Source organism: Anaeromassilibacillus sp. Marseille-P3371 (genome assembly GCF_900169665.1).
In the GTDB taxonomy this organism is placed as follows: Bacteria; Bacillota; Clostridia; order Oscillospirales; family Acutalibacteraceae; genus Anaeromassilibacillus.
In genome coordinates this window covers 3,503,131-3,523,443 of record NZ_LT835157.1, presented here as the reverse complement: position 1 = coordinate 3,523,443, position 20,313 = coordinate 3,503,131, and the positions used below count along the sequence as shown (strand labels likewise).

Here is a 20,313-nt window from a genome sequence, read left to right as displayed (position 1 = left end):
GCAAAGCGTCATTTTTTGTACTGCGAAACAACACAGTATTTTATTTGCGCTTGGTTATCTTAAGACTTATTAGGCTTTGATTTGTCAAGGGCTTGTTGCGCAAGCAGCGCGTTATCACCCTTTACAAAACAAAGGCTGATAAGGAACTTTTCAAAAGCAGAAAAGAAATGACGATATTGAAGTACCATGATATAATGCACTTAAAGGCAAATTGAGATTGAACAAAATCGCTATACTACAGCCCTAGCAGTCTATCACACAGCAATTTCGTTCAATGTAAATTTACGGAGGACTTACAAGATGAAAATTACAGAAGTAGCAGACAGAAATTCAATGCTGATAGAACAATTATTAAAAGTATGGGAAAGTTCCGTAAGAGCAACCCACCTTTTTCTATCAGAAAATGAAATAGAAAACATAAAAAAGGATGTACCGCAGGCATTAAAAGAAATACCGCATTTACTCATCATAAAAAATGAAAATCAACTTCCTGTTGGCTTTATGGGAATTGTAGAACAACATCTGGAAATGCTTTTTATTTCTAATACAGAAAGAGGGAAGGGGCTTGGAAAGGAGTTGCTTCAATACGGAATAGAACAATATTCTGTCAATGATTTAGCAGTGAACGAACAAAACCCTCTCGCGAAAGGTTTCTATGAACATATGGGATTTACAGTTTATAAAAGAACAGAGCTGGACGAACAAGGAAATCCCTACCCATTATTGTATATGACAAAGGGTAGAGATTTGGAAACAAAACCATAAAAATCCTGTTCTTTTCGAGAGGATTAGGACCCATTTTTGGTTGCAAAAAGTTGTCTCCAATGGTATAATAAAACACTATAATATTGTGCGAAAAAGGTCAAAAAAGAGAGAAGAAAAGGGAGGCAAAACATGTTAAACACGGAATTTTCTAGCAAGTTTGTCAAAGAGGGGTTGACATTCGACGATGTCCTGCTGGTCCCGGCGGAGTCCCATGTGCTGCCAAAGGAGGTGGATGTCTCCACCCAACTGACCAAGACCATTCGCCTGAATACGCCGTTGATGACCGCGGCGATGGATACCGTCACCGAGACGGATATGGCGATTGCGATCGCCCGCGAAGGCGGCGTTGGGATCATCCACAAGAATATGTCTATTGAAAAGCAGGCCGATGAAGTGGACAGAGTCAAGCGCTCTGAAAATGGCGTCATCGTAAATCCGTTCTTCCTCTCTCCGGACCACTTTGTCCATGATGCCAATGACATCATGGCGCGCTACAAAATTTCCGGCGTTCCGATCTGCGAGGGCGGAAAGCTGGTCGGAATCATTACCAACCGCGACTTGCGGTTTATGACGGAGGAGGACTTCGATCAGAAGATCTCTGCGGTTATGACAAAGGACCACCTGGTGACCGCTCCGGTTGGGACCACCCTCAAGCAAGCCCAGGAGATTCTCCGCAAACACCGCATCGAAAAGCTCCCCATTGTGGACGAGAATGGTTATTTGAAGGGGCTTATCACGATCAAGGATATTGAGAAATCCGTACAGTATCCGAATTCCGCGAGGGACGCGGCGGGCCGTCTTTTGTGCGGCGCGGCCATCGGCGCGACCCCGGACGTGCTGGAGCGCGTGGCAGAACTGGTCAAGGCGCAGGTCGATGTGGTTGCGCTTGACTCGGCGCATGGTCACAACAGCGGTGTATTGGAGGCAGTACGCAAGGTCAAGAAGGCTTATCCGGACCTCCCGCTGATTGCAGGCAATATCGCAACCGCAGCGGGTGCGGAGGCATTGATCGACGCGGGTGCGGACTGCGTGAAGGTTGGCATCGGGCCGGGTTCTATCTGCACCACCCGTATTGTAGCGGGCATTGGCGTGCCGCAGATCACGGCGATCTACGACGCGGCTTGTGTGGCGGCAAAACATGGCATCCCGATTATTGCAGACGGCGGTATCAAATATTCGGGCGACATCGTAAAGGCGCTGGCAGCAGGTGCAAACGTGGTCATGGTTGGCTCGATGGTTGCGGGCTGCAAGGAATCCCCCGGAGAGACAGAGCTCTTCCAGGGACGTCAGTTCAAAGTGTATCGCGGCATGGGAAGTTTGGCGGCCATGGGGAAGAAGGACGGCGGAAGCTCCGACCGGTACTTCCAGTCGGACAACAAGAAGCTGGTTCCCGAGGGCGTCGAGGGCCGTGTCCCGTACAAGGGGCCGCTGTCCGACACCATCTATCAGATGATGGGCGGCCTGCGTGCAGGAATGGGTTATACCGGTTGCGCCAATATTGCAGAGCTGCATGAGAAGGCGCAGTTTATCCGGATCACCGGCGCTGGCCTGAAGGAAAGCCATCCACACGATATTCAGATCACAAAGGAATCCCCGAACTATTCGCTCAGCGTTTAATACGCCTTTATTGGGAGTTTTGGGATTCCAGAAAACTGTATACAGATAGCCTTGTAAAATGGAAAATCCGGGGTATGACTCATACCTCGGATTTTATTTTTTCAGTTTTTGTGGGATAAATATTCTGAATAGGAGCAAAATGATTGACAAATTAAATATATAATAGCATTATATACATATATAGAATTAAATTTGAAAGGGCGGCTGCTGAGATGCCCAGGGAAGAATACCTCACAAATGGCAGGCGCTTTGAAGAACTCTATCGACACTATTACCGGATGGCGGTTGCCGTTGCACAAAGCTTCTTAAAGAATAAAGAAGCAGCCGAGGATGCCGCCCAAGACTCTTTTTTGAAAATTCTTAAAAATATGAACCGTATTCAAGAGATTCAGTCCAATGAAACGAAGAAATATCTTTATATCACTGTCAAAAATACTTGTTTGGATGTCATACGAAAAGAAAAAGTTGCCTTTGAACCTTGGGAAGAGGAAGGCGCATGGACAGAAGATGCGACAAAGGGACCCTTAGAACAGCTTGTTGAGAAAGAGGGAGGTAATCAGATCGTTGCATCTATTTTAGAGTTGGGAAATACATATCGAACGGTCGGCTGGTTAAAGTTTATATGCGGCTGGTCGGATCGGGAAATTGCCGGAATTCTAGGCTTACCGCTCAAAACGGTCACGATGCGCGCTTATCGAGCCAAAAAAATTTTAAGAGCGAAGCTACTATCAAAATTCCATTAACAAAGGTTTGTCTGTTGTGGAGAGGAAACGCCTCTTTTTAAAGAAGCGTTTCCTCTTATTTCTCTTTACAGACTGGTTGTGGTTGTCCAACTCTCAAACCCCTGTTGTTCAAAGATATGGACACCATAATATTCATCTCCGATCGCTTCTGTCCCTTCACTTGCATGAGATGAATTTTCTTGAGAGTCTGTAAGGCTACAAATCAGCTTATCAAAGCGATAACATCGATCATTGGCAGATATAAAATCGATAGGCCACCGTTTACTGTTTTCTTGGTGCTAATACGAGTCCGAAGGGGCGTAAGTCTGTGTTAATTTCACAACCCAGGACGGCTCTGTAGGAGTGTCGCGATAGATAGCTATTCCGGACTTCTTTGGAGAATATTCCTGATAAGGGGGGCCTTTGGGGATGGAGATGGCGGAAGCTGTGGCAGAATAGGCGCAGATCAGAACAGCCATAGTCAATGATATAAAAGAAATTTTTCTTTTCCTTGAAACTCCTCCTTTCAAATATAAGATTCTTCTACCATCCATATATGCTTACAGTTTACTCAGCATGGGACTCTTCAATCCTATCTTCATATCCTGCATGTCGAAATTCATAATTTCCATAAACTTAACGTTTTGCCTGTACTGAGCCGCTTCCACTGACATGGGCCCTTGCTACAGCTGCATTTTTTTGTTCATCTTCTGCACGGCGGTATAAAGCGTTGTCTTCATATAATCTGCATTTAACGTAAATATAGTCAATTGGATATAACGCCGTTTCATCTGCATTCCATGATTCGGAGTTGGAGTATGCGTCCAAAATATGGTGGCCAGACTCCCAATTGCTATACAGGCCCATCTGGACGTATGTTGGGATTTCGAGGGGGCAGGCGCATATCCTCCGAAAGACCGATAACTGGGGACGCCATTCTCAGCCGGATGCTAGGTACAACCTTCAAAGGGCTTTGGGGCGGCAAATACAGATGTTTGGATTGACAAAGAAAGGGACATGGCAAAAACAACTGCAACAATTTTTTTCCGTTTCATGAAAGTACCCTCTTTTGCTTCATATGAATGAGGCTCTTTGCAAAGTAAATTTGGTCATCCCTCCTTTTCAGAGAAAATGCCAACACCAATCCGTAAAGAGAAATCCACACGGTGCCGGTTGTCTGCTGGCAAATATGGATTTTGGATACAGACCGCTGTCAAATTGTGAACCCCGTCTTCTCCGGGCGTCTGTATCGTCTCTTTAAGAGAAGCCAGGGTATTTGGTTGCAATAAAAAGTAAGAGACAAAGGCGCCGTCTGAAGAGGGGACTTGTTCCCAATCGTAAAGCCAGAATAATGCATAGGGGACTTCTTTGTCAGAAGAATTGCCGATGTGGGCGTAGAAATCCAATGGCTGCATGGGTTTTCCCCGGACGGTCAACAACCGGTCAAGCCCATGGGCAGTATCAGGGGACTGGTTGACCAGAATACCATCCAGCAGGGAAGTCTGGGTAATAGCTGTCTCTGGGAGGGAAATCTGGCTGGGAATATCGGTATTTCCACTGTCCCCTACGGTAAAGGAGTACCGTAAGGACAAAAGGTGGGATAACTCTGTATCTTTTCGGTATTCTTCATCGAGACTTTGATTTGCAGGGTCTTTTACAAACAGAAACAACAGTTGATAGTCGCCATTGGGAAGCGGGGACAACTGGAAGGAGAACTGGCGTGCCTCCTGAGGTCCAGCAGTAAATTCATAGAAGCGTGAGGGCTCCTCCGAATCAATTGAAAAGGCGACCTGTTCGTAATTGAGAAAAACCAAAAGGCGGTATGTGTTTTCTTCATCGACATAATTTCCAAATGATAGGATTTTTTGAAAAGGCTGGCCGTCTTCTAAAAAGAGGTGCCTTTCCGATTCAATTTCTCCGTCCATATCATAAAGCCCCATCGAATATCCACCGTTCTCGCTGGATATAGGAAGGACTTTCCGATTGATTGTAGGTGTAGAAGAAGCAACTGGTGAGCGATCACACGACCATATAAAAAATGGCAGACAGACAACGATCAGACAGCACAAAAATTTCTTAATAGCCATTTTCAAATACCTCCTTTTCAAAACCTTTCTAATTTAGAAAACGTTTTTCCGGTTGTTTTTTCTACAATTTTCATAATGAATATTTTAATAGAGACAATCGCCGCAGAAGGTAGGGGATCTCTATTGCTAATATGCGAATAAATAATTGTAAAAAGAATTAGAACGGTTAGACAACAGTGGAATAATCGTAGTGTATTCCTATTGTTAATACATTTTTATAGACATTAAAAATAGGCATACTTTTATAATAAAGAAAGAGGGTGTCCCCGAACTACGAATTGTTCGATTCATAGAAAAGGGGCATCCTCTTTCTGTTTGGAAAAATATCTGCGTTTCTAAAAAACGAGGGGAGCCTTCCATCCTTTCATGACTTTTGGGACACCCTCTTTTATGTTCTCATTATAAACTTCAACCGAATACAACCATACCTCGCTCATAGGAACAGCGATAGGATGACGGTAATAATCCCACAAATGCCAATGGAAATCCCACTCATTGCGCCTTGTACATCGCCCATTTCCAGCGCCTTTGTGGTTCCAAGGGCGTGGCTGCAAGCGCCCGTGGCCAGCCCTTGTGCGACAGGGCTTTTGATATGGAACCATTTGGCGAACAACGGGGCAGCCACTGCGCCGATCAAGCCGGTGAGTAGGACAGCGACCATGGCGATAGCCACAACGCCACCCTGGCTTTCTGCAATTCCCACGGCGATAGGGGTGGTGCAGCTTTTGGGAAGCAGGGCCCTGGTGATGGATTCGTCGAGGCCGAACGCCTTACACAGAAGGAAAACACTGCCGATGCTGGTGACGCTGCCGGCGGTGCAGCCTGCAACTACGGGCCAGAAGTGCTTTTTTAAAATATCCATCTGGTTGTAGATGTTCAAGGCTAGCACCGCCGTCGCCGGGCCGAGGAAGAGATTGATGATGTCTCCGCCCAGATTATAGGCTTCCAGCGGAATATCAAAGAGCACCAAAATCGCAATACAGAGGATAATGGCAATTACCAAGGGGTTGCAGATGGCTTTTCGGGTCTTTTTCTGTATCCAGATGCCGGCTTCAAAAGCCATGACCGAAAGGACAATACCAAACAACGGGGATTGAATCACAGCTTCAAACATCGGGCTTGTCCTCCTTTGATCCGGTCCATTTCATAACCGCTTGTACGGTCCAGCCAGTCACAAAGAAGACCAAGGGAGTTGTAACCAAGCAAATGACCAACAGGGGGATCAGATTTGCCGCTAAAACATCCAGGTATTTCAAAAGCCCCACACCGGCGGGAATAAAAAAGAAGGCCATGTTCGACAATAAGAAATTGGATTTTTCCCGTATATGATGTGGTTTTAACCACCCACAGGCCAATAGGAGGAACAGCAAAACCATGCCGATCACACTGGCGGGAAATGGGAACGGCAAAACTGCCGCAATGGCTTCCCCCAGAAGGCATACCAATAAAACGACACCAATTTGTGCAATGATTCGCATTTCGAAACACCCTTTGTATGTGGATTTCCGTACATAATACGCCTTATTATGATAACACAACACCCGCGCGCTATGTGCATAAGCTTTTCTCCTGGAAGGCGAAGAAAATAAGCAAAAGCGCAGAAACAAACCGGTCGTATGAAAGTTCTGCTAAACGCGATGAAACAGCGGAAACCTACCGTCTAGTAATTTTTGCCAGAGTTGGTACATGGATATTAAAAGCGCCCCACGACTTTTTGAGTTAAGAAATCTTTCATATCTCTCCTTTAACGCCCATATCGCCTCTTTGACGGTTGTATATAGACGCCGAAACCGCCGGGTTTCCCCACATTTTCCCCGGAAATTAAAAAATTTCAAAAAAAGTGAAAACTTTCTTCGAATGGTTATTGACAAAACCGGACAGGCTGTATTATAATGATAAACGCTTCGCATAGACTGTTTGTTGGTTTTGCGAGACGTTTATGGCGGCATAGCTCAGTTGGCTAGAGCATTCGGTTCATACCCGAAGTGTCACTGGTTCAAATCCAGTTGCCGCTACCAAATGGCCCGGTGGTCAAGCGGTTAAGACACCGCCCTTTCACGGCGGTTTCACGAGTTCGAATCTCGTCCGGGTCACCACTCTTTTATATTCCCGAGCAAGCGCGCGGGATATGGACGCATAGCTCAGCTGGTTAGAGCGCTCGCCTCACACGCGAGAGGTCATGGGTTCGAGTCCCCTTGTGTCCACCACTTTTGAAGCACCTATAGCTTGCGCTATAGGTGTTTTGTATTATTTAAATGCGAGGCGTTTGCAACTCATGTTGCGCCGCACAGTATAGGAGGTCGACTGACGATGAAAAAGATTTTTGCAGTTGTCGCAGCTGCCGCGTTCCTTCTCAGTATTTCCGCCTGCGGGGTGGACGTGGGGACGGTTTCCGGCGCGGACGGAACGACTTCGGATGTAATCCTGAGTTCGGCCCCAGGGGAAGAATCCCAGGCGGGAGAAGAGAGCCAAGCGCCCTCAAAGGACCCGGAAGAAGTGGAAAAGGATGTGGACGACAGCCTGACCGGCCTGTGCACATTTTTAGCACAGAACGGCGGTGTGGACGGGGACCCGGTGGATATGGCGGCGGATTTCATCGGTGCAAAATCGGGCGTGCAATACCGCTTTAGCTACGAGGGAAGCAACAACGTCACTGTGGAATTGTACGAATTTGATCTGGACAATTTGAGCGATGAGGCGCAGGCCGTCCTCAACAGCGTTCAGCAGAACGGTTCCTTTACTGTCATCGGGCAGGAAGTCACGGATGCTTATCTCTCAGAGAGCGGCAAGTACATGATGATCTACAGGGACACCCAGACAAACGAGAAGAACGAGTTGCACAAGAAGGAAATTGTAGAGCTGTTCCAGGGCTTTAAAGCATAGTCGGAGAAACAGATTTATCAAGTGCAATGGTCATGCAAATCGAAATTGCGCGGAAGGAATCAGGCTGCTGTGGGCGATTGCTCCAGCAGCCTTTTTGTATGCCCGAGCGGTTGCAATTGGCCTGGGCACAGGAATCCATTTTCCACTATTTTTGGCCCGTTTGTGGAAAACGCAAAGAAAAGACTGTGATCTTGCAAATGGAAATAACGTAGAAGAAATCAGGCTGCTGTGGGCGGTTGTTCCAGCAGCCTTTTTGTACGCCTGGGCGGTTGCAATCGGACTGGGCACAGGAATCTGTTTTCCACTATTTTATGCCTGCCTGTGGAAAACACAAAGGGAAACACTATGGTCATGCAAAAGAGATAGCGCGGAAGGAATCAGGCTGCTATGGGCGATTGTTCCAGCGGTCTTTTTGTATGCCCGAGTGCTTGCAATCGGACTGGGCACAGGAATCCATTTTCCACTACTTTTGGCCCGTCTGTGGAAAACGTAAAGAGAAGATTATGGTCATGCAAGGGAAATAACGTGGAAGGAATCAGGCTGCTGTGGGCGGTTGCAATTGGCCTGGGCGCAGAAATCCATTTTCCACTATTTTTGGCCTGTTTGTGGAAAATACAAAGGGAAGACTATGGTCGTGCAAGGGAAATAACGCGGAAGGAATCAGGCTGCTATGGACGATTGTTCCAGCGGTCTTTTTGTATGCCCGAGTGCTTGCAATCGGACTGGGCGCAGGAATCCATTTTCCACTACTTTTGGCCCGTTTGTGGAAAACGCAAAGAAAAGACTGTGATCTTGCAAATGGAAATAACGTAGAAGAAATCAGGCTGCTATGGACGGTTATTCCAGCAGCCTTTTTGTATGCCTGAGCGGTTGCAATTGGCCTGGGCGCAGAAACCTGTTTTCCACTATTTTTGGCCTGTTTGTGGAAAATGTAAAGGGAAGACTATGGTCGTGCAAGGGAAATAGCGCGGAAGGAATCAGGCAGCTGTGGGCGGTTGTTCCAGCAGCCTTTTTGTATGCCTGGACGGTTGCAATCGGACCGGGCGCAGAAATCCATTTTCCACTACTTTTGGCCCGTTTGTGGAAAACGCAAAGAGAAGATTATGGTCGTGCAAAGGAAATAACGTGGAAGGAATCAGGCTGCTGTGGGCGGTTGTTCCAGCAGCCTTTTTGTATGCCTGGGCGGTTGCAATCGGACCGGGTGCAGGAACCTGTCTTTCACTATTTTGGCCTGTTTGTGGAAAACGCAAAGGGAATACTCGCTACGAACGGGCCAAACCGGTTTGCCCCCTATAGCATTTAAGTCCGGAATCAGAAGAACGGCCTTGCATGCCCTACAATGGTTTTGATTCTATACCTTTTGGCATTTGGAACGATATTCCCGCGGGGTATAACCGGTTGCAGCACGGAATTGTTTAGAAAAGTAGCTGTGGTTGGAGAACCCACAACAGGCGGCAACTTCTATCACGGGGAGATTCTGGTGTGCAAGGAGGCTCATTGCAGCCAGGATACGCCGCCGCAAAAGGTATTTCTGCGGCGTAGTGTGGAGAAGCTGCTCAAAGGTGCGTTCACATTCGCGTGGAGAAAAGTGGACTGCCTGGGCCAGTGCGCGCAGGGTGAAGGGCTGCATATAGTGACTATCCAACCAGACGATCATCTGTTTTAAACGTTCCTCGCGCAACGCTGGCGGCCTAGTGGCAACTATTTCTCCCGTATGCTGCTGAATCCGTATAAGAATTTGCGAAAGCGCATGCCGAACCGTAAATTCAAAGGCGTAGGGTTCGTCCGAACAGGCGTAAAAAGCCTCTTCAAAGGCGTCGAATACCCCCTTTTGCCAGGATTCCTCGGGCAAAAGCACGAGGGCCGGTGGACCATTCTCGAGAAAAGGACGCGTGTACTTGACGTCAAAGGCGCTTCCGGCTGCCCCGGAAATGATGGAAGGTTCAAAGACCATCGAATGATACCGACAGGGTTTTTCGGTCAGGCAGCGGATTCGGTGAAGCTTGTCCGCGTTGATGAAAATTCCCTGTCCAGCCTGCAAAGAGAACTGCGTCTCAGAGACGGCGGCCTCAATTTCTCCCTCATCAAGCATGAAGATTTCCCATTCATGGTGCCAGTGCGGTGGAATCTGAGCGCCTATGTAATCGTGCACATCTCCCTGATAAGCACAACAGGCAAATAGAGAGTCACGCAACGGTTGGCGCTCCATGCGGTTATCTTCCATCTTGAGTGGACATTTTGCAATCGGCATAGAATCGTTTTCCTCCTTTCTGATCGGTCGTTTTTGTTATAGTATATGGCGCTTTTTGAAAAGAAACAAGGGCCTTTTTGCGCTATACTATCAATAGAGCAAAGCCCATAGAATGAAAGAGGCCTACAAATTGACGCTGGGTGGCGCAGCTATAGAGTCGCCTAAACCAGCATTGAAATCGATGCACATTGTAAAGGAGGAACCCCCATGTTGGAACATGTAGCCATCTGGACAAGAAACTTGGAAGGGATGAAGGACTTTTATTGTTCCTATTTTGATGGAAAAGCAGGGGCAAAATATCAAAGTAAATCCGAGTTTCATACGAATTTCGAGTCGTATTTCCTGACCTTTGGAGATGGAAGCCGGTTGGAGCTGATGGAGATGCCCACTATCCCGGAGAGCGCGTATAAACCCGGGCAGGAAGCGTTGGGCTTGACCCACATTGCATTTGCAGTGGGTGGAAAGGATGAGGTGGATGCTCTGGCCAAGCGCGCTCATGAAGAAGGGCGGAAGGTACTGCTGGAGCCACATCAGACCGGCGACGGGTATTATGAGGCGTGTATCCTGGACCCCGATGGGAACCGTGTGGAGATCACAAAACTCCCGGAATGATTTGTGTAATCGTCTAAGAGCGCTCTTCCCATGGAAGAAAAAGCGGGGGACTTTCGGTTGACAAAGAAGCCGCCCAAACACATAACAAGAAGAACTCGAAAAGGACGCCCAGCAACCGGTACATTGGCCGGAAACGGGGCGTCCTTTTGTATTTTGCAAAGTTGTGTAGAAAAAATGACAGTACGTGTCATGACAGCGGCCTCCGTACTCTCGGAATTCAAAAATTTTTAGGCAGACATGACTGATTACATTTGGTATTTGAAAAGATTGTTCCGTGAAATCCAAACACAGGCGGTTTCCACCCTATGGATGCCTGGCCAACCTCGGCCCTTTCTGTTAAGGATTCCTGTATCAGACTCCGGAATTTCCACAAATATGCGCTCTTACATAGGATTTCCCTAATAAAACAATTGAATTTTGGACGCATATTCATCAGCTATCGATTTGTTTCGATAGAAAGAATATAAAAATGTATGGGTTTCAAGTGTGATCATAAGAGTTTATAATGCCTAAAATACAACATGAACTATTAAATAGGAGGGTGAATCATATTGTAACAAAAGGGAGAAGTCTACCAAGGGATATGGAGACATCCGGCCTTGCGCCTATAGGTTGAAAGGGGGTTGTATGAAAAAGGGGGCTGTCTGGACACACAAAGTGCTTGTCCAGCTTGAGTAAAGTCGATTTAGACCGATCTCTTCTAGCCCGCAAGTGGACAGAAACACGAAGGTGCTTGTGTGGGCTGGGCGAATGAGCCCAGAACAGAATGAATAACATAGATTTTACAGAAAATTAAAGCCTTCTGAACCACGGGGCCTGTCCGATTCGGTATGATAAAGACAAATCTAGCGCGCCCTGCGCGGCCTTTAGGAGGAATTTCAGGAATGAAAAGAACAGCTGCTTTTTTATTGGCGGTGGCCATCTGTGTTGGAACGACGGCGACTGCATTTGCCACAGAAGAGACTGTAAAGGACAGCGCTTCTACGGAATTCCAGTTTACTCTGCGCAATGACCCGAGCTATACCATTACGATTCCCGCTCATGTGACCATGGAACAGGAAGGCACGGATGTGGAAGTGCTTGCGGAGGATGTACAGGACCTCGGCGAAGATCAGAAAATTTCCGTCACGATCGCCGGCACGGACTATTATCGCAACCAGATGGTTCTGGAAGATCCGGAGACTCGTGGCACCATGCGCTATCAGATTGTCACACCGGACGGTCGAACCCTTGAGACAACCGGCGAAAAGGATCAGATGAATGGCCAGGAGATTGTTTCCTTTACTGGCGATGGCAAAGAAACTTACACTGTGAAGCCGGTCATTGCCTTCAATGTAAAGCCTGGCAATTATACCGGTACACTCACATACGGCATCTCTGTGGTAGACATCGCATAAAAATCTTAAAAAACGTACCCCTGTACAAAAAGAGGCTCCATCGCAGATGATCTGTGGTGGGGCCTTCTTTTGGCTTACTACAGTCAGAATAGGGAGAGGATTTACTGGTGAAGTAGCTTATCCATTATTTTTTATCTTTTTAGTATCTTAAAATGATTTATACGGGATAGAAGAGGGAAAAAGAAGGTCCAGATTTCCTGTTCTGCTATGTTGAAAGAAACGATGGTGCGGAATAGGAACCAATACAGCGGATCACGCTTTCCTGTCCGGAATAGATGTTTTTCAGGTATCGCGGGGTGTAAGACCATGCACCGGTCGTAGTTTCTTGCCCGGGAAAGTCTGCTTTCCAAGACGAGGCAAGTATCAATGGATGTACACTCGGACCCCCGGGGTTCGAGGATTGTTGTTTTTCAGGCACAGCAGGGTGTAAGGCCATGAGCCGGTCATAGCTTTTTACCCGGGAAAGTCTGCCTTCCAAGACGGAGCAAGTATGAGCGGATATATACCCGGAATACCGGGGTTCGAGGATTGTTGTTTTTCAGGCACAGCGGGGTGTAAGTTCATACGCCGGTTATGGCTTTTTGCCTGGGAAAGTCTGCTTTCCAAGACGGGGCAAGTATGAGCGGATATATACCCGGAATACCAGGGTTCGGAGACCGCTGTTTTTCAGGCACAGCGGGGTGTAAGTTCGTGCGCCGGTCATAGTTTCTTGCCCGGGAAATTCTGCTTTCCAAGATGGGACAAGTATCAATGGATGTACACTCGGAACCCCGGGGTTCGGAGATCACTGCTTTTCAGGCACAGCGGGGTGTAAGATCATGCGCCGGTCATAGTTTCTTGCCCGGGAAAGTCTGCTTTCCAAGACGGGGCAAGTATGAGCGGATATATACCCGGAATACCGGGGTTCGGAGATCACTGTTTTTCAGGCACAGCAGGGTGTAAGGCCATGCGCCGGTTATGGCTTTTTGCCTGGGAAAGTCTGCCTTTCAAGACGGGGTAAGTATGAACGGATATATACCCGGAACCCCGGGGTTCGGAGATCACTGCTTTTCAGGCACAGCGGGGTGTAAGACCATGCACAAGTCATAGTTTCTTGCCCGGGAAAGTCCACCTTCCAAGACGGGGTAAGTATGAACGGATATATACCCGGAACCCCGGGGTTCGAAGATTGTTGTTTTTCAGGTATCGCGGGGGGGTAAGACCACGCGCCGGTCATAGTTTCTTGCCCGGGAAAGTCCACCTTCCAAGACGGGGTAAGTATGAACGGATATACACCCGGAATACCAGGGTTCGAAGATTGTTGTTTTTCAGATACCGCGGAGTGTAAGACCATGCGCCGGCGTAGTTCCTTGCCCGGGAATGGGGCGTTTATTCGAGGTGGGGGAGTAAAGAGCGCTCGTAAAAGAAGGAAGGGGGAGTTCGAATCGACTGCTTTTGGGGTTGTAGGCCATATAAGAGTGTGGCCTGTGCCTGGATGTGAAAGAGTGGACCTTTGCTCTAATTTTTTGTGGATACTCCGGAACATGAATTCCCACTGTACGCTGGAAGTTTTTCTATGGGATAGCAGACAAAATACCGGCGTAGAAAAGAGGCTTTTTTGTCGTATTGGATTGTTGTATATGCAAGGAAGTTGCAGTATACTAAAATTGTTGCGTATGCAAGGAATTTTGGAAAAGCGAGGACGGACCAATGGACAGAGAGCAGCGGCAAATCGGCAAACATATCTCCGTTGCCTACCGTATGGGACAAATTTTCTATGACAACGAGCTGGCGCCGTTTTCCATCGGAAGTGGACAACAATTTTTTCTGGTGAACATCGCCCAGGCGCCCGGGATTACCCTGTTGGAATTGGCGCAGAACGGATACTTTGATAAGGGGACAACTGCCCGTGCTGTGCACAAGTTGGAAGAGGCCGGGTATATCCGTGTTGAAGCCGATCAGGAGGACCGGAGATTGCGTAAGTTATTCGTCACGGAAAAGGCCGGCCCACTTCTCAAAGCCACAAGGGCAGCGTCTCGTTCTTGGCAGAACGCCCTCACGCAGGGAATGACGGAGGAGGAGTGTGCACTGGCGGAACAGCTCTTGGAGCGGATGGCCGAAAATGCCTATGCGCGGATCTCGCTTTTGAAAGGAAAGAGGGAAAACGAATGGAACAAGTGAACGAACAAAAATTGGGGAACCCCTTGGGGTATGCGCCGGTTGGAAAACTCCTAAAGCAGTTTGCACTCCCTGCGGTGATCTCCATGTTGGTGAATGCGTTGTACAACATCGTAGATCAGATTTTTATTGGTCAGGGCGTTGGCTACTTGGGCAATGCCGCCACGACTGTGGCTTTCCCGATCGTTACGATTGTTTTGGCGGTGTCAACCCTACTGGGTGCCGGTGGCAGTTCCTACGCGGCTATTAAGTTGGGAGAAAAAAAGGAGAAGGAAGCAGAGCGGACCTTGGGTAATGTGTTCGCCCTGTTGGTAGTAATCGGTGTGGTGTGCGCCGCAATCGGCCTGATCTTCTTAGAGCCAATTTTAAAGGTATTCGGTGCGACGCCCAACAATATGTCGTATGCGAAAGAATATGCGTCCATCATCCTGCTCGGCACCCCATTTAATATGCTGGGTGTGGGGCTGTCGAACCTGTGCCGTACGGATGGCAGCCCGAAGTTTTCCATGTATTCGATGTTGATTGGCGCTGTACTGAATACGATCCTCGACCCGGTTTACATTTTTGTGTTCCACTGGGGAGTCACCGGAGCTGCGATTGCGACGATTACTTCGCAGATCATTTCGGCAATCATGCTGACCTGGTATTTTCTTCGCCGGGGAAAGACTATGCGGCTTCGTAAAGAGGCATTGCGTCCGGATGGTGCCATCATCGCACGGACCGTGGCCTTGGGAATGTCAAGCTGCATCACACAGCTTGCCTCCACTCTGTTGCAGATTGTCATGAATAATACCCTGGTGCTCTATGGCGATCAAAGCGCTGTGGGCGGAGACATTGCGCTCAGCGCCATGGGGATTGTGATGAAACTGAGCATGATCTTGGTTTCGGTTTGTATTGGTATTGGCATCGGCGCTCAGCCCATTCTCGGATTTAATCGCGGGGCGAGCCAACCGGAGCGAATTAAAAAGACGTATCGCTTGTCTGCGGTCATTGCAACTGTTGTGTCCATTGTGGGATGGGCCGCCTGTATGTTATTCCCGGAGATCATCCTCAAGCTCTTCGGTTCTGCGGATGCCAATTTCACGGATTTTGCAGTCAAGTGCATGCGTATCTACCTCGGGGCGGTATTCTGTGCGGGATTCCAGGTGGTATCGACCAACTACTTCCAGGCGACTGGACAGCCGGTAAAGGCCTCCATCCTTTCCTTGATGCGCCAGGTCATTTTGCTGGTGCCGTTGATCGTAATCCTGCCGGTCTTTATGGGGCTGGATGGTGTTCTATATGCAGGTCCGATCGCGGACTTGGGCTCCGGCGTGGTTGTAGCGGTTTTTGTTGTATTTGAGATGCGGCGTCTGAATCGTTGGATTACAGAGACAAAGGGCCAAAGGGCGCCGGCAGGGGCTGCCGGGGAGCCTGCCCATGGGTGTTAAATAAAGCGAGTACACGTTTCTCAAAAGGTAGGACCGAATCGGATTCAAAAGCCCGATTCCGTCCTACCTTTGCTTATTTGTGGTAGAGACGCGTCAATTGACGACCGCCAGCAAATGAGGCGGACATCCCTATCGCCGCGCCCTTTAGCTTATTTGTTTTGTAATAGGAGACATGAACGGACAGCTATCCACAAATCCCTATCGTATACGTTTGTGGAGTTTTAAATTTTCGGTAATATTGTTATTAATTTATTTTGCACATATTGATTTATAAACAATACAAAAAGACCGGTTCACTTGTATCAATATACTAAACAATAGAATGGAAGGACAAGAGATCTTGGAGCAAAAGTGAATGTAACATTTGGAAAGAAAGTGTTATAATGGACATAGAAATGAGGGATTATTTGCCATCTCCCTCACAGGATGTGCAGGGCCGATCGTTGAGAGTTGGAAACGGAATAGGAGGAAAACGATGAAGACGAAAAAAACCAGAGTGGTCCTTTCGGCGATTTCCATACTTCTGGTACTTGGTATTTTGGCAGGCGGTACGATGGCCTGGTTTACCGATACGGAGGCAGTACAGGCGGGATTTACCGCCGGTGTACTGGACATCCATGTCAAGCCGGGGGAAAAGCAAGCTACAAGTCTGGAATTTAAAAATTTGCGTCCCATGCAGTATAACCGTTTCTATAACGAGCTGCAGGACAATGGAACAGAAGATTGGGTCAATAATGTTGAAAACGGTTCATTGGGACTGACAGAAGACGATTACATGCCCATACCTTCGTATTTTAAGCCCGTGGTTATCCAAAACGATGGCACATTGCCGGTAGATCTACATCTGAGTATGGCGCTCCAGGAGACGCCGGACTGTCCTGGGGAAGAGGATATCTCCCTAAGCAACGATCATAAGACAGTCAATTGGAATAAAGACAACAAGGTCCCCTGTTCCAATCGATTGGAGGACGTACTGAAGATTTATGTCTATCGCCTGAATGGAGACCGTTGGGAGCGGGTAGAACAGGTCAACTTAAACCCGAACACAGCAGAGGACGAAGTCAGCTTGTATCATCCAGAAACTCGCTTGGGCGCAGGCATGGAAGTTACCTATGTAATTGCTGGTTATCTTCCAGAAGATGTGGATAACCGATATCAAGGAAAGCACTTCCATGGAAGCCTATTGGTCAATGCACTTCAGACGGACCAGAACACCGAATTTCATACCATTCATACGAATCATTCTGGAAGTGGGAGCATAACCGTCAATAAAACCCAAGCAAAGGCAGGGCAAAAGATCGAAGTTACCGCAAAACCCCAGGCTGGATCCAAACTGGAAAGCATCTTGGTGACGGACGAAAGTGGTCAGGTCATATATAAGAGTATGACAAGTCCCTTCTGCTTTGAAATGCCCGATTTTGACGTCGAAATTCAAATATCCTTCACGAAGGATACAACCGAAGCGATAGCCCATCAGATCCACTTGGAGCGCACTGGCTCTGGCAGTGTAATCGTTAGTAAAGCCAAGGCGAAAGCAGGACAGGAGGTAGAGGTGGAGGCAAACCCCTCTTCGGGTTATGAGCTGGAGAAGATTTTGGTAATGGACGAGAACGGTCAAGCGGTATATGAAAGTACGGCTAGCCCTATAACATTTGTAATGCCAGATTGCGATGTCAAAATACAGATATCCTTTGTCAGTAACAAAGCAGAGAGCGAGACTTACAGGATTAAGGTAGCGCCGCTAGAAAACGGAAGCCTTACGATCAATAAAGCTAAGGCCAAAGCAGGCCAAACGATAAAAGTTACGGCAAAGCCTAAGACTGGCTATGAACTGGATAATATTTTAATTGTCAATACGGAGGACCAGAACCAAATAATCGCCCAAGGCGCAACCAGTCCCTTTACCTTTCAAATGCCTGAAAACAACGTAACAGTAAAAGCCACCTTTAAAAAGGTGGAGTAGTCTGCATACAGTGGAGGTACCGCTCATCTTTGGAGAAATGGCGAAAATGTGTGAAGATGGCTCTATAATACCAAACGGCCATTTGATTCTGAGCCTTACACACAGATAATATAGAAAAGGCGGCTGTGGTTTCTAATGAGACCGCAGCCGCCTTTTTGCATTAAGGTTGGAGCATCGCCTACGAACAGAATCGATGGCTTCCGATCACGGTGATCACCGGACGGGAGAAGATCCATTTGTTGGTCGATTTGGCGGGATTATAGTAGTACACAGCGCCGCCGGATGGGTCGTTGCCGTTGATCGCATCGCGTGCCGCCCGATAAGCCGAATCCGCCACGGGTGCGTTGACACCGCCATCGTATAGACAGGAAAAGGCTCCCGGCTGGTAGATCACACCAGCCAATGTGTTGGGGAAGGAGGGGTGTTCTATACGGTTTAAAATAACCGCGCCGACGGCCACCTGCCCTTGGTAGGGTTCCCCCCGGCTCTCCGCAGAGATAATTTTTGCCAGCAGATCGACATCACTGCTGCTGAATCCGCCTTGCCCAGATCCGGAGGAAATCCCCATCTTGCGGAGTGTTTGCTCTCCAGCAATTCCATCCGCTGCAAGACCGTTGTATTTTTGGAAGGCGATTACGGCCTTTTTGGTCTGTGATCCATAGATACCGTCTACCTCGCCGGAATAGACGCCGTATTCTTTGAGCTTGGTCTGGATCTGCCGGACCTCTTCACCGGTGGAACCCACCTTGGAGAGAGTCTGCACGCTGCCCCCATAATTGCCGACCAATGCGATAATCAGCACATTGACCAGCAGAATCACCAGGATACGCCAAAGATATTTCAAACTGTTTTTCATATTGTGGCCTCCCACAGAAATTTCCATTGTTAGGATTGTTTCCATGGAGTGCCGATATATACTAGGCAGAATGACCATCTGCCGGAAAGTAGCACAAAAACTTCATCGTTCACTCTGAAAAGCTACGCTGCTGTAACGCTCATCCGGATAGATTGACATTTTTGTAGTTATACTATATACTTTTCATGCAAATATGAAAAGTATGAATTAAAGGAGATGCATACAATGACGATGCCGAAGGGAAAGCACATATTTGGAACAGTGAAAGTCGGAGAGCGTGGGCAAATCGTGATTCCGAAGGAGGCACGGGAGATATTCAACATAAATCCCGGGGATACGCTGCTGGTGTTGGGCGATGAGAAGCAGGGAATAGCCGTTGTAAAAGCGGATGTTATGGAGGAGGTTGCCGTAAAAATCTTGAAAGGCTTGGGGCATTTTAAGGGAGGAGCCGATGGTGAAGAGTAACCTCTTGGGCATCCTGCCCTTCCTTCTGGCGATGGATTTGCTAATCCCCTTTCTGCTGGCGCCATCTTATAAGGGGTATCGCCATTTGACGCAAGTTATGAGTGTTTTAGGCAATTCAAAAGCGCCTTTACATGTCCTTTACAATGGGTGGTTAGTACTTTTTGGCCTTGTGGTTTTCATCAGTACATTTCAGTTGTATCCTGCGATTGCATACACATCAAACGGAATAGCCGCTTGGCTTTGTTCTGTTATGGCGGTCTATGCCATAGGAGGATGTATGTTGTCCGGCCTTTTCCCGGTAGGTGAAACGAAAGAGCTCAAAACGATGCCGGCAAAAATACATGGCTATGGAGCGGCAATCGGTTTTTTGTTTTTAACATTGGCCCCTTTGTTCGTTGGCATGTACCTGTTTCAAATTTCGAATGTCCTATGGGGGATTTTCTCCCTCGTCTGTTTTGCCTTTGCGATTGTCTTTTTTACATTGTTTGTAATGGCGGATAAACCAAATTGCCAAGGAACTGTTGTGGCGTTCGAGGGACTGTGGCAGAGACTTTCCCTCTTGAGCATGTATCTTCCCATCATGGTTCTTTGTGCCCTGAGGAAATAGAGGGGTGGACTGAACGAGGAAACAAGGGACGTTGGTTTACGCACCAAAAATCCTCTGCCCTGGCCACAGGGAAGGCGGGGAAACACAGGATACTGCCAATTCTTATAGATTCTCTATGTAGGAGAGCTCCCGCAATCGAGCAGGGAGAGACTGAAACACGGCCGGTACATATGTGGCTATTTTGGTGTCCGTGCAACTGAATGAGAAGGACACAATCCAATAATCATGTCAGAATAGGTATTGAAAAACCTCTCGATCTCCCTGTACCAGACTACCAAACAGATCAACAATGGATTTAATGGTTGTAGAGCAACACAGAAAAGTGGGGCCAGTTGGATAGGGGATAGGATGGAAAAAAGAAAATCTGTAGAAAGAAACGCAAAGGTATCCTTGAAAAGCGGTCCAGCGGTGCTGTAGCCAATTGCAGAAAGGAAAGAGAGTCGACATACATGGTCTTGTATACCATCCGCCGTTGTATTGCATTTTGTATGCATATATAGT

The 20,313-nt window shown here is 47.7% G+C and carries 16 protein-coding genes and 3 tRNA genes; 14 read left to right on the top strand and 5 right to left on the bottom strand.

Annotated elements, in window-relative coordinates; genetic code table 11:
• The first annotated feature begins 300 nt into the window (after positions 1-300).
• The 3 genes from B9Y59_RS14820 to B9Y59_RS14810 all read left to right on the top strand — a co-directional run bounded on the left by B9Y59_RS14820 (position 301) and on the right by B9Y59_RS14810 (position 3,125).
• Positions 301-765 (top strand): GNAT family N-acetyltransferase, encoded by a 465-nt coding sequence (locus B9Y59_RS14820; protein WP_085534417.1) that lies wholly within the window; start codon positions 301-303, stop codon positions 763-765.
• A gap of 129 nt (positions 766-894) precedes the next feature.
• The gene (guaB, locus tag B9Y59_RS14815; RefSeq protein ID WP_054324932.1) at positions 895-2,382 is read left to right on the top strand and encodes an IMP dehydrogenase; all 1,488 of its coding nucleotides are present in this window, start codon (positions 895-897) and stop codon (positions 2,380-2,382) included.
• Positions 2,383-2,594: 212 nt separating this feature from the next.
• Complete coding sequence (locus tag B9Y59_RS14810; protein WP_085534415.1) at positions 2,595-3,125, top strand: RNA polymerase sigma factor; 531 nt, start codon at positions 2,595-2,597, stop codon at positions 3,123-3,125.
• 1,088 nt (positions 3,126-4,213) lie between these two features.
• On the opposite strand, the gene B9Y59_RS14805 is transcribed toward B9Y59_RS14810, so the two are convergent.
• From B9Y59_RS14805 to B9Y59_RS14795, 3 genes are all read right to left on the bottom strand, one after another.
• The gene (locus B9Y59_RS14805) at positions 4,214-5,191 is read right to left on the bottom strand and encodes an HAD family hydrolase (protein WP_143255333.1); all 978 of its coding nucleotides are present in this window, start codon (positions 5,189-5,191) and stop codon (positions 4,214-4,216) included.
• Between the two features lie 433 nt (positions 5,192-5,624).
• Positions 5,625-6,305, bottom strand: a complete 681-nt coding sequence (locus tag B9Y59_RS14800; RefSeq protein WP_085534411.1) for an LrgB family protein — start codon at positions 6,303-6,305, stop codon at positions 5,625-5,627.
• Positions 6,298-6,669 carry a CidA/LrgA family protein gene (locus B9Y59_RS14795; protein WP_085534409.1) on the bottom strand — a complete coding sequence of 124 codons (372 nt, stop codon included), beginning with the start codon at positions 6,667-6,669 and terminating at the stop codon, positions 6,298-6,300. Before B9Y59_RS14795 ends, B9Y59_RS14800 begins: the two co-directional genes overlap by 8 nt.
• 463 nt (positions 6,670-7,132) lie before the next feature.
• Between B9Y59_RS14795 and B9Y59_RS14790 the strand changes: the two genes are divergently transcribed.
• From B9Y59_RS14790 to B9Y59_RS14775, 4 genes are all read left to right on the top strand, one after another.
• Positions 7,133-7,209: transfer RNA gene (locus tag B9Y59_RS14790), tRNA-Met, on the top strand.
• A 3-nt stretch (positions 7,210-7,212) separates the two neighbouring features.
• Positions 7,213-7,287: transfer RNA gene (locus B9Y59_RS14785), tRNA-Glu, on the top strand.
• Between the two features lie 34 nt (positions 7,288-7,321).
• Positions 7,322-7,398, top strand: a tRNA-Val gene (locus tag B9Y59_RS14780).
• A gap of 103 nt (positions 7,399-7,501) precedes the next feature.
• Positions 7,502-8,074, top strand: a complete 573-nt coding sequence (locus B9Y59_RS14775; protein ID WP_054324929.1) for a hypothetical protein — start codon at positions 7,502-7,504, stop codon at positions 8,072-8,074.
• A 1,351-nt stretch (positions 8,075-9,425) separates the two neighbouring features.
• Here B9Y59_RS14775 and B9Y59_RS14755 read toward each other — a convergent pair.
• Complete coding sequence (locus B9Y59_RS14755; RefSeq protein WP_085534401.1) at positions 9,426-10,325, bottom strand: AraC family transcriptional regulator; 900 nt, start codon at positions 10,323-10,325, stop codon at positions 9,426-9,428.
• Positions 10,326-10,532: 207 nt separating this feature from the next.
• Here B9Y59_RS14755 and B9Y59_RS14750 point away from each other — a divergent pair, with 207 nt between their 5' ends.
• From B9Y59_RS14750 to B9Y59_RS14725, 5 genes are all read left to right on the top strand, one after another.
• The gene (locus tag B9Y59_RS14750; protein WP_085534399.1) at positions 10,533-10,937 is read left to right on the top strand and encodes a VOC family protein; all 405 of its coding nucleotides are present in this window, start codon (positions 10,533-10,535) and stop codon (positions 10,935-10,937) included.
• Between the two features lie 884 nt (positions 10,938-11,821).
• Positions 11,822-12,334: a hypothetical protein gene (locus tag B9Y59_RS14740; RefSeq protein WP_085534397.1), complete on the top strand. Its 513-nt coding sequence runs from the start codon at positions 11,822-11,824 to the stop codon at positions 12,332-12,334.
• A gap of 1,689 nt (positions 12,335-14,023) precedes the next feature.
• Positions 14,024-14,494 (top strand): MarR family winged helix-turn-helix transcriptional regulator, encoded by a 471-nt coding sequence (locus B9Y59_RS14735; RefSeq protein ID WP_085534395.1) that lies wholly within the window; start codon positions 14,024-14,026, stop codon positions 14,492-14,494.
• Positions 14,482-15,921: an MATE family efflux transporter gene (locus B9Y59_RS14730; RefSeq protein WP_054325025.1), complete on the top strand. Its 1,440-nt coding sequence runs from the start codon at positions 14,482-14,484 to the stop codon at positions 15,919-15,921. Before B9Y59_RS14735 ends, B9Y59_RS14730 begins: the two co-directional genes overlap by 13 nt.
• A gap of 475 nt (positions 15,922-16,396) precedes the next feature.
• Positions 16,397-17,884: a TasA family protein gene (locus B9Y59_RS14725; RefSeq protein WP_085534394.1), complete on the top strand. Its 1,488-nt coding sequence runs from the start codon at positions 16,397-16,399 to the stop codon at positions 17,882-17,884.
• A 178-nt stretch (positions 17,885-18,062) separates the two neighbouring features.
• Here B9Y59_RS14725 and sleB read toward each other — a convergent pair whose 3' ends face one another.
• The gene (sleB, locus tag B9Y59_RS14720; RefSeq protein WP_085534391.1) at positions 18,063-18,740 is read right to left on the bottom strand and encodes a spore cortex-lytic enzyme; all 678 of its coding nucleotides are present in this window, start codon (positions 18,738-18,740) and stop codon (positions 18,063-18,065) included.
• 225 nt (positions 18,741-18,965) lie between these two features.
• Here sleB and B9Y59_RS14715 point away from each other — a divergent pair, with 225 nt between their 5' ends.
• Complete coding sequence (locus B9Y59_RS14715) at positions 18,966-19,205, top strand: AbrB/MazE/SpoVT family DNA-binding domain-containing protein (RefSeq protein ID WP_054325027.1); 240 nt, start codon at positions 18,966-18,968, stop codon at positions 19,203-19,205.
• A complete protein-coding gene (locus B9Y59_RS14710; protein WP_085534389.1) occupies positions 19,192-19,812 on the top strand; it encodes a DUF998 domain-containing protein in 621 nt (206 codons plus the stop codon). Before B9Y59_RS14715 ends, B9Y59_RS14710 begins: the two co-directional genes overlap by 14 nt.
• Positions 19,813-20,313: the final 501 nt, after the last annotated feature.

Bases quoted from the DNA above. Each gene is read 5' to 3' on its own strand.
- B9Y59_RS14820 (WP_085534417.1), top strand. From the start codon at position 301: ATGAAAATTACAGAAGTAGCAGACAGAAATTCAATGCTGATAGAACAA.
- guaB (WP_054324932.1), top strand. From the start codon at position 895: ATGTTAAACACGGAATTTTCTAGCAAGTTTGTCAAAGAGGGGTTGACA.
- B9Y59_RS14810 (WP_085534415.1), top strand. From the start codon at position 2,595: ATGCCCAGGGAAGAATACCTCACAAATGGCAGGCGCTTTGAAGAACTC.
- B9Y59_RS14805 (WP_143255333.1), bottom strand. From the start codon at position 5,191: ATGGCTATTAAGAAATTTTTGTGCTGTCTGATCGTTGTCTGTCTGCCA.
- B9Y59_RS14800 (WP_085534411.1), bottom strand. From the start codon at position 6,305: ATGTTTGAAGCTGTGATTCAATCCCCGTTGTTTGGTATTGTCCTTTCG.
- B9Y59_RS14795 (WP_085534409.1), bottom strand. From the start codon at position 6,669: ATGCGAATCATTGCACAAATTGGTGTCGTTTTATTGGTATGCCTTCTG.
- B9Y59_RS14775 (WP_054324929.1), top strand. From the start codon at position 7,502: ATGAAAAAGATTTTTGCAGTTGTCGCAGCTGCCGCGTTCCTTCTCAGT.
- B9Y59_RS14755 (WP_085534401.1), bottom strand. From the start codon at position 10,325: ATGCCGATTGCAAAATGTCCACTCAAGATGGAAGATAACCGCATGGAG.
- B9Y59_RS14750 (WP_085534399.1), top strand. From the start codon at position 10,533: ATGTTGGAACATGTAGCCATCTGGACAAGAAACTTGGAAGGGATGAAG.
- B9Y59_RS14740 (WP_085534397.1), top strand. From the start codon at position 11,822: ATGAAAAGAACAGCTGCTTTTTTATTGGCGGTGGCCATCTGTGTTGGA.
- B9Y59_RS14735 (WP_085534395.1), top strand. From the start codon at position 14,024: ATGGACAGAGAGCAGCGGCAAATCGGCAAACATATCTCCGTTGCCTAC.
- B9Y59_RS14730 (WP_054325025.1), top strand. From the start codon at position 14,482: ATGGAACAAGTGAACGAACAAAAATTGGGGAACCCCTTGGGGTATGCG.
- B9Y59_RS14725 (WP_085534394.1), top strand. From the start codon at position 16,397: ATGAAGACGAAAAAAACCAGAGTGGTCCTTTCGGCGATTTCCATACTT.
- sleB (WP_085534391.1), bottom strand. From the start codon at position 18,740: ATGAAAAACAGTTTGAAATATCTTTGGCGTATCCTGGTGATTCTGCTG.
- B9Y59_RS14715 (WP_054325027.1), top strand. From the start codon at position 18,966: ATGACGATGCCGAAGGGAAAGCACATATTTGGAACAGTGAAAGTCGGA.
- B9Y59_RS14710 (WP_085534389.1), top strand. From the start codon at position 19,192: ATGGTGAAGAGTAACCTCTTGGGCATCCTGCCCTTCCTTCTGGCGATG.